Raw genomic sequence first — 13028 nt, 5'->3', positions numbered from 1 at the left:
CGGCGCACGTGAACTGCGTCACAATGCCGGGTGGTGTGCACCGCCCCCTTCCGGGCCGGGCGGCGGGCAACGGCCCGCCCGGGGTGGCCGATCCGGGTGGACCACGCCCCCGAACCGGGTGGTAGGCCCTCCGTCACGCTCTCCGGAGAACTTAGGGGAACCTTCCCCGCGCCGCGGGTGCCTGGTACAGATGGAGGGGATACGCCAGCACATCGGAAGTCTTGCCATGAACCAGGACAACACGCCCGGCCTCACCCCCTTCGCGATCGACCTGACCTTCGAGGAAGCCCGGCGACGGGCCGAGGTCGTGGCCGCGCTCGGGCCCGACTGGGACCCGGTGGCCGTCCTCCGCGGTGAGGACGAGGCACACGCCCTGCTCTACTCCGGCCTGGACGCCGAGCAGCAGCGCACCTACGACCTGCTGGTTGCGGCCGGCGTGCTGCCAGGGGAGGAGCCCGGACGTGCCGCTGCCCATTGACCCGCAGGCGGACCCCGCCCGCCGCGCCTGGGTGGCCTGCCCGGTCTGCGAGGACGACCGCCACTGCGCGACCTGCGCCGACCGCCGCAACTGCGGCGAGCACTGGCGCTACCTGATCTCGAACCGGGGTCCGGTCGTCCACCTCCAGTGCCCCCGGTGCACGCACATGTGGGAGCTGAACACCCGCCCCGGCGTCACCCCCCGCGACGACGGCACCGCCTGCGCCTGACGCGCCCGGTCCCGTACCAAGCCCACCCCGGCGGCGCCCGACGCCGACCTCGCGCGCCGGCCGCCGCGACCGCCGCCCTACGATGCGATCACGTGTACGGGCGCGGGCCCGTCGCCGCCGAGCGGAGGGCACCATCGTGATCAGCTCCACCGACGAGGAACTGCTGCGGCGCGCCGTCGCCATCGCGGCCGACGCCGTCACCCTGGGAGACGCCCCCTACGGCTCGCTGCTGGCCGGACCGGACGGCGCGATCCTCGTCGAGGCCCACAACACCGTCCGGCGCGACAACGACATCAGCGCCCACCCGGAGCTGAAGCTCGCCCGCTGGGCGGCCCGCGAACTCGACGCCCAGACGGCCGCGCGCACCACCATGTACACCAGCTGCCAGCCGTGCGGGATGTGCGCGGGCGGCATCGTCCGCTCGGGCCTCGGGCGCGTGGTCTACGCGCTGTCCACCGAACAACTCGTCGAGCTCAACCCGGAGTCGGGCGCCTGGCCGGCGGTGGCGCAGGACGGACCGGCGCTGTTCGAGGCGGCCCGGGTGCCCATCGAGACGTACTACCGCTCCTGACGCCCGTCGGGCGTCGGCGGGCGGCACCCCGTCGCCACCGGTCGCCGGTCGGGTCAGTCGCAGGCCTCGGACCAGGCCGGCCCCATCGGGTCGCACTGCTCCCCGCCGGGTGGCGTGTCCACGGAGTGCGCGACGAGCACACCGAGCACGGCAAGGACCGCTGCCGCCACGGTCAGGGCCGCGAGCCGCACCCACGATCTGTTCTCGGCTTTGCCTGGCATGGGCATACCTCCCCCTCCCTGCTGAGACCCCGAGGATCTTGGATCGGTTCCGGCCGGGGGCCGTTCAGATCTCCGTCACGCGGGGGCGCGCGGCGGGGGAGCGCACCGGGTCGGGGACGGGCTGCTCGTTCTCGAAGGAGATCAGGAGGGTCCGCAGGAGGCCGGCCAGGACCTGCTGCTCCTCCGGGCCCAACGCGTCCAGCATCCGCCGCTCGTTGGCCAGGTGCAGCGGCGCCACCCGCGCGATCAGCGCCTCGCCGGCAGGGGTGAGGCCGACCAGCAGGCTGCGCCGGTCGTGCTCGTCGGGGAGGCGCTCCACCAGCCCGGCGTACTCCAACCGGTGCAAGGTGTGGGTGATCGCGCCGGCGGTGCGCATCAGCGCCTGGTGCAGGTCGGTCGGGGTCATTCGGTGCGGCGGGCCGACCCGGGCCAGGCTCGCCAGGATGTCCCAGCTCTGCCGGGTCAGTCCGTGCTGCCGGAACACCGTGTGCAGGCCCGAGTCGACGTACGCGTGCAGGCGGCCGAGCCGGGCGATCACCGCGATCGGGGAGGTGTCGAGGTCGGGCTGGTGGGCGGCCCACTGCGCCTGGACCCGGTCGACATGATCGCTGTCGGCTGAAGGGGAGTCATTTACCTGCACATTAAAATAAACTAGTCTCCGCTCCATTGGACCGCAAGCGCACGCCAGGAGGCACCCGTTGACCGAGTCCAGTCCCGACACCGGCGTCGGCCCGCGGAGTCTCACCGCGCTCCTGCACGAGGCGACCGCGCTGGCCGGCGCGTTGACGGGGGCCGACGCGGAGCGGCTGACCGCCAGCGTGCTGCGGCCGCTGTCGGCCGCGGTGGAGCGGCTCCCGGCGGATCCGGCGGGGACGCCCCACGAGCCGCCCGAGCCCCCCAAGTCCCCAGCAGCGGCGGCGCCTTCGGAGGCAGCCGCCGGTGAGCGGCTGTGGGCGCTGGCGCAGGAGGCGACCCGGCTGCGGACCCACCCTGAGGCGCCCGCCGGACTGGTCGAGGCCGCCGCCGCCCTCCAGGACCTGGTCCGTACCCAGGGCGACGGCGACACCGCGGCCCGGCGGCTGGCCGAACTCCGCCGGCTCCAGGAGCGGTTGCCGGCCGCGGTCGTCCCGGTGCCCGACGGGCCCTACCTCGTCACCAACGCCGAGGACGTCACCGACCACCTCGGCGAGCCCGTCGCGGTCACCCCGACCACGGCCCTGTGCCGGTGCGGCGCCTCCGCGCGCAAGCCGCTGTGCGACGGCAGCCACGCCACCAGCGGCTTCACCTCGACGAAGGACCCCCACCGGGTTCCGGACCGGCGGGACACGCATGTCGGGCAGCAGGTCGACGTCCTGGACAACCGGGGGACGTGCCAGCACTCCGGCTACTGCACCGACCGGCTCGCGACGGTCTTCCACCAGCAGGGCGACACCTTCGTCACCCCCAGCGGGGGCCGCATGGACGAGATCGTGCGGGCGGTCCGCGACTGCCCGTCAGGTGCGCTGTCCTTCGCGATCGACGGGGCCGAGGCACGCGACACCGTCGATCACCACGGCACCCGCCCGCCCGCGATCGAGGTCACCAAGGACGGCCCGTACCGCGTCACCGGCGCCGTCCCGCTCGTCCGGCCCGACGGCGCGCCGGTGGAGCGCAACCAGGGCGCCTCCCTGGAGCACTACGCCCTGTGCCGCTGCGGCCGGTCGCAGAACAAGCCGTTCTGCAGTGGCATGCACTGGTACGTCGGCTTCCGTGACCCGGCCCCGGACGCCGAGCACCGGCCCACCGTCTTCGAGTGGGCCGGCGGCCTGCCGGCGCTGGAGCGGATGACGCGCCTGTTCTACGAGAAGCACGTCCCCCAGGACCCGCTGCTGGCACCGCTGTTCGCCACGATGTCCCCCGACCACCCGCAGCGCGTGGCGAAGTGGCTCGGCGAGGTGTTCGGCGGGCCCGCCCGCTACAGCGAGGAGTACGGCGGGTACACCCGGATGGTCTCCCAGCACGTGGGGAAGGGCCTGACCGAGGAACAGCGGGCGCGCTGGGTGCAGTTGCTGACGCGGTCCGCCCAGGAGGCGGGCCTGCCCAACGACCCGGAGTTCCGCTCCGCCTTCGGCGCCTACATCGAGTGGGGCTCCCGCCTGGCGGTGGAGAACTCCCAGACCGGCGCCACGCCGCCGCCGAACATGCCGATGCCGCACTGGGACTGGCACACCGCGGCAGGCGCCCCCGGATCGCGCGTCTCGGCGCTCGCCCCGCCCGCCGCGGAGACCGGACCGCCGCCGGCGCTGCCGGCCGACGGCGAGCAGGTGCGGTTCGGCGAGCACGTCAAACCCCTGTTCCGGTCGATGGACCGGCAGTCGATGACCTTCGTGTTCGACCTGTGGTCCCACGAGGACGTCAGCCGGCACGCCGACGCGATCCTGCAGCGCCTGCGCGCCGGCACCATGCCCTGCGACGGGGCGTGGCCTGCCGACCGCATCGACGCGTTCGCCCGCTGGATCGACGACGGAAGGCAGCCGTGACCGCCCCTTCCGCCCCGCGTACCGGGGCGCCGGCATGGCCCTGACCGACAGCGGGCGGGTGGAGGCGTTCAGCGACGGCGTCCTCGCCATCGCCATCACCCTGCTCGTGCTGGACCTGCGCGTACCTGCGCGGGATGACCTGCACGGCGCGAGCCTGGCGTCGGCGCTGTCCCACCAGTGGCCCGCCTACGCCGCGTACCTCGTCAGCTTCCTCACCATCGGCATCATGTGGGTGAACCACCACGCGATGTTCACGCAGGTGCGGCAGGTCGACCGGCCGGTGCTGTTCGCGAACCTCGCGCTGCTGCTCGCCGTGTCGTTCCTGCCGTTCCCGACCCACCTGCTCGCGGAGTACCTCACCGCGGACGGCCGCGACGCGCACACCGCCGCGGCGGTCTACAGCGCGACCATGCTCGCCGTTGGCCTCGCGTTCAGCGTGCTGTGGCTGGCCATCACCCGCACCGCCGGGCTCCTGCACGCACACCTGGACCGCGCCGCCGGCCGGGCCGCCCTGCGCCGGTTCGGCGTCGGTTCGGTCGCCTACGCGGGCACCGTCGCGCTGTCCTTCGTCAACGCCTACGCGACGCTGGCCGTCCACGGCGCCCTTGCCCTCTACTACTGCTTCGACCAGCTCGCGACCTCCGGCCGGGCGCCGGTGCCGGAGCCCGGGGCGGAGTGAGCGCGAGCGCCGCCGGCCGTCAGAAGTTGATCATGTGGCCGGCCAGGCCGTGCACCGCCTCCTTGACCGCCTCGCTCAGCGTCGGGTGCGCGTGCACGTTGCGGGCGACCTCGTGGACGGTGAGGTCCCACTGCTGGGCGAGGGTGAGTTCGGGCAGCAGCTCCGTCACGTCGTGGCCGATGAGGTGGGCGCCGAGGAACTCGCCGTGCCGGTTGTCGGCCAGGAGCTTCACGAAACCGCCCGGCGCGCCGAGGCCGTGCGCCTTGCCGTTGGCGGTGAAGGGGAACTTCACCACCTTGACGTCGAAGCCGCGCTCGCGCGCCTGGGCCTCGGTCCAGCCGAAGCTGGCGATCTGCGGCTGGCAGTAGGTGCCGCGCGGGATCATCACGTAGTCCAGTTCCATGGTCTCCGCGTCCGCGAGGGTCTCCGCGGCGACGATGCCCATCGCCTCGGCGGCGTGCGCGAGCATGAGCTTCGCGGTGACGTCGCCGATCGCGAAGAGGTGCGGCACCGAGGTGCGGCAGCGGCCGTCCACGTCGATCGCGCCGCGCTCGGTCAGCCGGACCCCGGTGTTCTCCAGCCCGTAGCCCTCGACGTTGGGCGCGAACCCGATGGCCTGCAGCACCATGTCGGCCGCCAGCACCTGCTGGGCGCCGTCCTTGCCGGTGACGGTGACCCGCACCTGGTCGCCGGAGTCGTCGATGCCGTCCACGCGGGTGGAGGTCAGGGCGCCGATGCCGAGCTTGCGGTACTGCTTGGCGAGTTCCGCCGAGACCTCCTCGTCCTCCAGCGGCGCCAGCCGGTCGAGGAACTCGACGATGGTGACCTCGACCCCGTAGTTGTGCAGGACGTACGCGAACTCGACACCGATCGCGCCCGCGCCGGCGATCACGATCGAGCGCGGCAGCTCCTCACGCAGGATCAGCTCCTCGTAGGTGACCACGCGTTCGCTCAGCGACGTGCCGGGCAGCAGCCGGGTGGAGGCGCCGGAGGCGATGATGCAGTGCTCGAAGCCGACCGTGCGGGTGGAGCCGTCGGACTGCTCCACCCGCAGGGTGTGCGGGTCGAGGAAGCTGCCGCGCCCGTCGATCTCGGTGATCTCGTTCTTCTTCATCAGGAAGTGGACGCCCTTGACCCGGCCGTCGGCGACCTTGCGGCTGCGCCGGAAGGCCTCCCCGTAGTCGAAGGTGATCGGGCCGTCGGAGACGATGCCGAACGTCTTGGCCTCGCGGGTGACGAGGTGGGCGAGCTCGGCGTTGCGCAGCAGCGCCTTGGAGGGGATGCAGCCGACGTTCAGGCACACCCCGCCCCAGTACTTCTGCTCGACCACCGCGACCCGCTTGCCCAGTTGGGCGGCGCGGACGGCGGCGGTGTACCCGCCGGGGCCTGCTCCGAGTACGACGACGTCGAAGCGCTCGTCCATGGAGGTTCCTCTCGACAAAGAACGCCGTGCTCCGTCGGCACGGCTCGGCCCGCACCAGGCACGGGCATCCTGACGGCAACGTGATCACACGTTAGCGTCAAGCGGCGCCGTTCCGCGTGCGGTCACCCTGCTGCCGTGAAACGCAGCCTGATCGTGCGGGACTCCGGGCGGAGCGCGAACTCGGGCCACACGTCGGGTCCGCAGGCCCGGGAGCCGAGGCCGTGCTGGGCGGCGTCCACGATCAGGTGGGTCGCCGTGGAGGGCGGCAGCTCGTGGGGGTGGCCTGCGCGTGCGATCTGCTGCGGGGTGTGCCGGCTGAGCGAGAAGCCGGGGCGGCGCCCCTGCGTGTCCGGCAGCGCTGTGAGGTGCAGCACCTCACTCCCCGCGGCGGTCAGCGTCAGCTCCCGCACCCGGGAGCGGTGCCCGGTCTCCTGAGGGCGGGCGTAGTCGACCCCGAAGTCGCCGACGGTGGAGGCGAACCGGCCGGTGCGTGCGGCGCGCAGGCTGTCGGGGTAGGACTCGAACGGGCCGAGGCCGAACCACGCGACGCCGTCGACCGCGGCCGCGCCGTCGGGCAGCGCGAGCCGGACACCGATCCGCGGCCACACCGTCGACCAGCCGCGCGACGGCTCGATCTCCACCCGCAGTTCGAGGGCGTCGTCCACCAGCGACCAGACCGACTCCACCGACACCGACAGCGCCGAGTCGGCCGCGGAGACCCGGTCGAGCGTGCGCAGGGCGCCCTGGGTCGCCTCCACGGACACCCGACGCGTGGTGAGCCGGTCCAGGCCGTCGCGCCGCCACAGGTCGGCGTTCGAGACGCCGGGCACCGACGCGTCGCTCCCCTCGACCTCCTCCGACGCGCCCTTGTCGTTGTCGGTCGGCGCGCGGAACAGCTCCAGCCGCGGGCCGGCCACCACTCGTCCGGCCAGCCGCACCAGGGAGCCGCCGGCGAACTCGGCGATGCCGAGCGCCAGGGTGCCCTCGCTCGGCCGCCACCCGGTCACCGGCCGCACCGCGGGCGCGGATCGAGGCGCGGAACGGTCCAGTTGCGCGGTCGCGACCACGTGGCCCGCCGGCGCCCAGGCGGTGTCCGCCGCGAGCACCGCGTCGAGGGTGAGCCAGGTCTCCGCGTCCCGGGACACCGCGATCGGCGGCAGCGGAACCCGCACCGACCCGCCCGCGGGCACCACCGGGACATCCAGGTCGCCGCCGTCCACCCGCGTCCCGTCGTGCTCGACGCGCCACCGCAGGGTCAGGTCGGAGGTGTCGGCCGAGTGCCGCAGGTTGCCGATCTCCACCTCGTCCCCGTCGAAGGCGAAGCGGATCGGCTGCACGACCGCCTTGTACTCGTGCAGGCTCGGGGTCGGGACGTCGTCGCTCAGCAGCATGCCGTCCATCACGAAGTTGCCGTCGTGCACGACCTCCCCGAAGTCACCGCCGTAGGCGTAGTACGGCGTGCCGTCCTCGGTGGTGGCCAGGATGCCGTGGTCGCGCCACTCCCAGACGAAGCCGCCGTGCAGCCGCGGATGGTCGTGGACCAGCGCCTCGTACTGGTCGATCGCGCCCGGTCCGTTGCCCATCGCGTGGACGTACTCGCAGTGCAGGAACGGCCGGGTGCGCTGGCGGGCGCCCTGGGCGGGGGTGCAGTTCAGCAGCGGCGTGGTGGAGCCGTCGGTGCCGATCTGCTCGGTCTCGGGCACCGACGCGTACATGCGCGAGTAGACGTCGGTGTACTCGCCGGCGTGGTCGCCCTCGTAGTGCACCGGCCGTCCGGTGTCGCGGGCGTGCACCCAGGCGGACATCGCCGCGAGGTTGCCACCGGTCCCCGCCTCGTTGCCGAGCGACCACATCACGATGCTGGGATGGTTCTTGTCGCGCTCGACGGTGCGCTCGATCCGGTCGAGGCAGGCGGCGCGCCAGGCCGGGTCGTCGCTGGGGTTGCCCGCCCAGCCGAGCTTGTCGAACCCGTGCGTCTCCAGGTCGCATTCGAGGACGACCCAGAAGCCGAGCTCGTCGGCGAGGTCGAGCAGCCGCGGGTGCGGCGGGTAGTGGCTGGTGCGGATCGCGTTGACGTTGAACCGCTTCATCCGGGCGAGGTCCTCGCGGGCGTGCGCCTCGTCGAAGACCCGGCCGCGCTCGGGGTGCGTCTCGTGGCGGTTCATCCCGTGGAACACCACGCGCCGGCCGTTGACCAGGAACCGGTCGCCGCGGATCTCGACGGTGCGGAAGCCGACCCGCAGGGCGATGCTCTCCGCGGCCGACGACACGATGGCGTCGTACAGGCGCGGCTGCTCGGCCGACCAGGGGTGCACGCCTTCGACGTCGACCGGAGCCACGTCGGCGGGCGTCGCCCACACCTGCTCGACGCCGAGTCCGGGCAGGCGCAGGGTGACCGGGAACGCCTCGGGACCGGCGGTGATCTCGGGCTCGATCCGGCCCCGCCCGCCGTCGAACCCGGTGCGCAGCCAGACGTCGTCGATGCCGCCGGCCGGCCGGGCGAGCAGCGTCACCTCGCGGAAGACGCCCGGCAGCCACCACTGGTCCTGGTCCTCCAGGTAGCTGGCCGCCGACCACTGGTGCACGCGCAGCGCCACCACGTTGTCGCCCGGCCGCACGTACGCGGTCACGTCGAACTCGTGGGCGAGCCGGCTGCCGGCGGCGCCGCCGACCTCCTCGCCGTTGACCCAGACCGTGAAGAGCGACTCGACACCGTCGAACCGCAGCAGCACGCGCTCGGCGTCCGACCACGCCGCGGGCAGCTCGACGTGGCGGCGGTAGTCGCCGGTCGGGTTCTCGTCCGGGACGTGCGGCGGGTCGATCGGGAACGGGTACTGCACGTTGGTGTAGATCGGCCGGCCGTAGGCGCCGTCGCCCTGCAGCACCCAGTGCGAGGGCACCGGGATGTCGTCCCAGCCGCCGTCGTCGTAGCCCTCGGCGGCGAAGTCCTCCGGCACCGCCGCCGTCGGCGACAGCCGGAAGCGCCAGTTCCCGTCGAGCGGGATGCGGGGGGCGTCGGAGTGCAGCCACGCGCGGGCCGCGCGCAGCGCGCCGCGCCCGGGAGCGGTGTCGGAAACGTGGCGGAAGGTGGACGAGTGCACGGGGTCACGACTCTTTCGTGGAACGGGCGGGACCGGGGCGCCGGCCCGCCGGGGCGGGCCGGCGTGACCGGGGACTACCTGACCATGATCGTCCGTATCTCCCACGGACCGAGGGCGAGGTCGACCACACCGGTGGCGGGCGTCACGGACGACAGCGGCCGGCCGAGCAGGTCGACCGTGGTGGCCTCCGTGAACGCGCCGGTCACGCGGGCGGTGACCGGCGTGTCCCGCATCGCCGCCAACCGCACCTCGATGCCGGGCTCCTGCCCGTCGTCCGCGACGCGGCGGATGCTGGAGACGAGGACGCCGGCGCCGTCGACCCCTATGCCGGGGGAGTCGGCGGGCAGGGGGCCCGCGGCCGGCGCGGTCCCGCGGGCGACCAGCACGTCGTTGCGGAACTCCTCGGCCAGCGCCACCGCGTCGGCGCCCTGCCAGCCGGCGGCGGAGGGCAGGACGGCGAGGCGGTTCTCGATGCGTACGCCGAGGTCCTGCGCGCCGGGCACCGGGATCTCCGACGCCGCGGGCTCGTCGCGCAGCGGGTGGATGTTGACGCTGATCGAGCCGATCGCGCGCAGCAGGGTGACGGCGAGTTCGGAGCCGCCGTCGGCGAGTTCGTACTCGGTCGCGTGGTCGACCAGGACCGTCGCCGGACCCGCCGCCACGAACGACGCGGCCGGGAAGGTCGGGATCGGGTACTCGCCCCAGCCGCCCTCCGCGGTGAGACCGCGCTCGGTGACGGCGAACTGCCCGGCCGACGCGGAGACGGAGACCGGCTCGGGCAGCGGCACGTGGAAGCGCACCCGGTGGTCGGCCGACCGGTTGAGGAACGAGGTGCACACCCGCACGAACGGCTCGCCGGTGCGGAGTTCCACGACGGTCTCCACCGGGGTCGCCACGGTGTGCCCGCTGCGCACGTCCCGGTCGTCGCCGAGCGCGACGGGCCAGTCGTAGACCCGGGTGACGCGGACCCGGGACCGCAGCGGGCCGTCCTCGAGGAGTTCCGCCTCGACCCGCGCGGGCCGCTCCACCCGCACGTCCTGGGCCGGGGGTGCGTAGTTGTAGCTGTCACCGCGGTCGCCGCCGTCGACGAGGCGGCCGACCCCGCGCAGCACGGTGCCGTCGGCCCCGGTCACGTCGAGGGTGCCGTCGGCGTTGACGGCGACCTCGACCAGCCCGTTGGACAGCGTGCGGGCCGTCGCGGTGGCGGGTGCCGTCGCCGGTGCCGGGGGAGCGCCCTCGCCCGGGGCCACGTGGACCGAGGCCAGGCCGGAGGCGGGGACGTGCACGGGCACCAGCGCGGTCGCGCGGGCCTCCTCCAGCGTCAGCACCCGCCACTCGCCGGGATGCGCGGCGGCGGCCTCGGCGACCTCGCGGCGCAGCACCATCAGGTCGAACGGGCCGCTGGTGGGCACCTCGGCGAGATGGAACACGAGCGAGCCGGCGCTGAGTTCGTACGTGTCGATCAGCCGGCCGAACAGTTCACGGCGGTGGATGCGGCGCAGCACCCGCTCCAGCTGCGAGGCGTCCATCCGCTCGTCGCTGAGCACCGTCGGGGCCTGCGCGACCAGTTGCACCGGCCGCGTCGACCCGTCCGCCGCGGTGGCGACGAGCACGGCACCCTCGTCCGGGGCCGCGGCGTCGACCTCGACCAGGGCGGTGCGCGGCACGGGCAGCGGGTTGGCGACCAGGTAGCCGTCGCTCGGCACCCGGGCGGCGGGCTCGGCGAGGGCCGCGTCCCGGACCGCGCGGGCCGCGTGCGTGGCCTCGGCCAGCCGCGCCTCGACCTGGTCGCTGGTCTCGTCGGTACCGGAGCCGACGACGGAGTCGTGCGCGCTCGACTCGATGATCTTGTGCCAGGCGAGCGCGAGGAAGGGCGCGTCGTCGCGGGCCGACCACAGCGCGTTCATCCGCTCGGCGTGGTCGATGGTGCGCTCGGCGACGGCCATCCGCTGCTTGAGCGCGAGCCGCACGGACAGCACGCCCGGCAGGATGTTGCCGCGCACGTGGCTGCGCAGCTCGCCGGTGACGACCGCGGAGACATCGTCGCGCACGTGCTCGCGGATGTACTCGTCCAGCGTCGCGATGGTGATGGGGCGTCCGACGCCGGACGCGCGGTTCAGCCAGTCGGCGAGCCGCGGGTCGGGCGCGTTGTGGTCGGTGCCGGCCATCGCCAGCACCGGGTCGTTGCCCCACCGCTCGCCGGTCATCTCGGCGTACTCCGCGAGCGCGTGGCCGATCCGGTCGGGCACCAGCAGGACGTCGAGGCCGTTGTCGTAGCCGTCGAAGAGGAACTCGGTGCGCACCTCGGAGCCGTCGGGGGCGAGCCAGCGGAAGGCGTGGCCGTCGACGGAGCCGGGAACGCCCCGCCACAGCGCCGCGTGCTCGATCCCGGCGCGAGCCAGGATCTGCGGCATCTGCGCGACATGGCCGAACATGTCCGGCAGGTAGCCGATGGGCATCGAGCCGCCGAGTTCGGCCGCCGCCGCCCATCCCATCCGGAGGTTGCGCACGATGGTCTCGCCGGAGCAGAGGAACTCGTCGAGCAGGATCAGCCACGGCCCGATCGCGAGCCGCCGCTCGCCGACCAGGGCGGCCACCCGGTCGCGGTTCTCCGGCCGCATCTCCAGGTAGTCCTCGATCGCGGCCATCTGCCCGTCGACGGTGAACCGGAAGCCGGGGTTCGCCTCCGCCGTCTCCAGCACGGTGTCGAGGGCGGCGACGAGCCGGTGCCGGAAGACCTGGAACGGCTCGTACCACTCCCGGTCCCAGTGGAAGTGGGGTACGAAGACGGCTGAGTCGGGCAGCCGGCCGGGGTCGGCGGAGTTCTGCATGGCGGGAGGGACCTTCTGTTCGGCGGGCTGTGCGGCGGGCTGTTCGGGCGAGCGCGCGGGGCGCGGCTCGGTATGCGGGCACGCCGGGACGGCATGCCGGGATGGCGCGGCCGCCCGGACGTGCGGGTCGGGCGGCCGCGTGGGGGCGACTGCGTGCGTGCGGGCGGCGCTACTTGAGGGCGCCGGAGGCGAGACCGGTGCGCCAGAACCGCTGGAGGAGGATGAACACGACGATCACCGGCAGGATCGAGACGAGCGACCCGGTGATCACGGACTCCTGGAGCAGAGGGGCGCGGGCGGTCTGGCCGTTCCACTCGTACAGGCCGAGGGTGATCGGGAAGAGGGACTCCTTCTGCAGCATCACCATCGGCAGGAAGAAGTTGTTCCAGATCGCGACGAACTGGAACAGGAAGATGGTCACCAGCGACGGCGACATCAGGCGCAGGGCGACCGAGAAGAACGTGCGGAACTCGCCCGCGCCGTCCAGCCGCGCCGACTCCAGCAGCTCGTCGGGGACCGCGGCGGCGGTGAAGATGCGCGCGAGGTAGACGCCGAACGGGCTGACGATGCTCGGCAGGAACACCGCGAAGTAGGTGTTGACGATGCCGGTCTTGGAGAACAGCAGGAACAGCGGGAGCGCCAGCGCCGTGGTGGGGACCAGCACGCCGCCGAGGATGACCGAGAAGAGGAACTCGCGGCCCCGGAACGGGAACTTGGCGAGCGCGTAGCCGCACAGCGCGGAGATGAAGGTGCCGACGGCGGCGCCCAGCACGGCGTAGATCACGCTGTTGACGGCCCAGCGGCCGTAGATCCCGCCGTCGCGGCTGAAGAGGGTGTGCAGGTTGTGGAAGAGGTCGAAGTGCGAGAACGCCAGCCCGAAGGTGGAGGCGAGGTCGCTCTGCGGCTTGGTCGCCGCCACGATCAGGAAGTAGATCGGCAGCAGGAAGTAGATCGCCAGCAGGAACATCAGCGACAT

11 protein-coding genes are annotated in these 13028 nt (G+C 73.3%); 5 read left to right on the top strand and 6 right to left on the bottom strand.

Annotation, left to right across the window (positions count from 1 at the left end):
* Positions 1-226: 226 nt before the first annotated feature.
* From C4U44_RS20285 to C4U44_RS20275, 3 genes are all read left to right on the top strand, one after another.
* Positions 227-478, top strand: coding sequence for a DUF6400 family protein (locus tag C4U44_RS20285; protein WP_200823327.1), 252 nt, complete (start codon positions 227-229; stop codon positions 476-478).
* Complete coding sequence (locus C4U44_RS20280; RefSeq protein WP_103887280.1) at positions 462-707, top strand: hypothetical protein; 246 nt, start codon at positions 462-464, stop codon at positions 705-707. The genes C4U44_RS20285 and C4U44_RS20280 overlap by 17 nt, the downstream gene beginning before the upstream one ends.
* Before the next feature lie 136 nt (positions 708-843).
* A complete protein-coding gene (locus C4U44_RS20275; protein ID WP_103887279.1) occupies positions 844-1278 on the top strand; it encodes a nucleoside deaminase in 435 nt (144 codons plus the stop codon).
* Between the two features lie 53 nt (positions 1279-1331).
* On the opposite strand, the gene C4U44_RS41575 is transcribed toward C4U44_RS20275, so the two are convergent.
* Both C4U44_RS41575 and C4U44_RS20270 read right to left on the bottom strand, forming a co-directional pair.
* Complete coding sequence (locus tag C4U44_RS41575; RefSeq protein WP_160145070.1) at positions 1332-1499, bottom strand: hypothetical protein; 168 nt, start codon at positions 1497-1499, stop codon at positions 1332-1334.
* Positions 1500-1563: 64 nt separating this feature from the next.
* Positions 1564-2139 (bottom strand): MarR family winged helix-turn-helix transcriptional regulator, encoded by a 576-nt coding sequence (locus tag C4U44_RS20270; protein WP_235032217.1) that lies wholly within the window; start codon positions 2137-2139, stop codon positions 1564-1566.
* Between the two features lie 58 nt (positions 2140-2197).
* On the opposite strand from C4U44_RS20270, the gene C4U44_RS20265 reads away from it, so the two are divergent.
* Together C4U44_RS20265 and C4U44_RS20260 are read left to right on the top strand one after the other, a co-directional pair.
* Complete coding sequence (locus C4U44_RS20265; protein ID WP_235032216.1) at positions 2198-4018, top strand: CDGSH iron-sulfur domain-containing protein; 1821 nt, start codon at positions 2198-2200, stop codon at positions 4016-4018.
* Between the two features lie 34 nt (positions 4019-4052).
* Positions 4053-4697: a TMEM175 family protein gene (locus tag C4U44_RS20260; RefSeq protein ID WP_235032215.1), complete on the top strand. Its 645-nt coding sequence runs from the start codon at positions 4053-4055 to the stop codon at positions 4695-4697.
* Positions 4698-4716: 19 nt separating this feature from the next.
* On the opposite strand, the gene lpdA is transcribed toward C4U44_RS20260, so the two are convergent.
* The 4 genes from lpdA to C4U44_RS20240 form a co-directional block, all read right to left on the bottom strand.
* Positions 4717-6120, bottom strand: coding sequence for a dihydrolipoyl dehydrogenase (gene lpdA / locus C4U44_RS20255; RefSeq protein WP_103887277.1), 1404 nt, complete (start codon positions 6118-6120; stop codon positions 4717-4719).
* Between the two features lie 122 nt (positions 6121-6242).
* On the bottom strand, positions 6243-9221 hold the full coding sequence (locus C4U44_RS20250) for a glycoside hydrolase family 2 TIM barrel-domain containing protein (protein WP_103887276.1): 2979 nt from the start codon (positions 9219-9221) through the stop codon (positions 6243-6245).
* A 74-nt stretch (positions 9222-9295) separates the two neighbouring features.
* Entirely contained in the window at positions 9296-12052 is a 2757-nt protein-coding gene (locus tag C4U44_RS20245; RefSeq protein WP_235032214.1) for a glycoside hydrolase family 38 N-terminal domain-containing protein, read from the bottom strand.
* A gap of 169 nt (positions 12053-12221) precedes the next feature.
* The gene (locus C4U44_RS20240) at positions 12222-13028 is read right to left on the bottom strand and encodes a carbohydrate ABC transporter permease (RefSeq protein WP_200823339.1); all 807 of its coding nucleotides are present in this window, start codon (positions 13026-13028) and stop codon (positions 12222-12224) included.

The organism is Actinacidiphila yanglinensis (assembly GCF_900107965.1).
Classification (GTDB): Bacteria; Actinomycetota; Actinomycetes; order Streptomycetales; family Streptomycetaceae; genus Actinacidiphila; species Actinacidiphila yanglinensis.
The sequence above is the reverse complement of the archived record's forward strand: the minus strand, read 5'-3'. Positions and strand labels throughout refer to the sequence as shown.

Coding starts and splice junctions, on each gene's coding strand:
- C4U44_RS20285 (WP_200823327.1), top strand. CDS start 227: ATGAACCAGGACAACACGCCCGGCCTCACCCCCTTCGCGATCGACCTG.
- C4U44_RS41575 (WP_160145070.1), bottom strand. CDS start 1,499: ATGCCAGGCAAAGCCGAGAACAGATCGTGGGTGCGGCTCGCGGCCCTG.
- C4U44_RS20260 (WP_235032215.1), top strand. CDS start 4,053: ATGGCCCTGACCGACAGCGGGCGGGTGGAGGCGTTCAGCGACGGCGTC.
- lpdA (WP_103887277.1), bottom strand. CDS start 6,120: ATGGACGAGCGCTTCGACGTCGTCGTACTCGGAGCAGGCCCCGGCGGG.
- C4U44_RS20245 (WP_235032214.1), bottom strand. CDS start 12,052: ATGCAGAACTCCGCCGACCCCGGCCGGCTGCCCGACTCAGCCGTCTTC.
- C4U44_RS20240 (WP_200823339.1), bottom strand. CDS start 13,028: ATGTCGCTGATGTTCCTGCTGGCGATCTACTTCCTGCTGCCGATCTAC.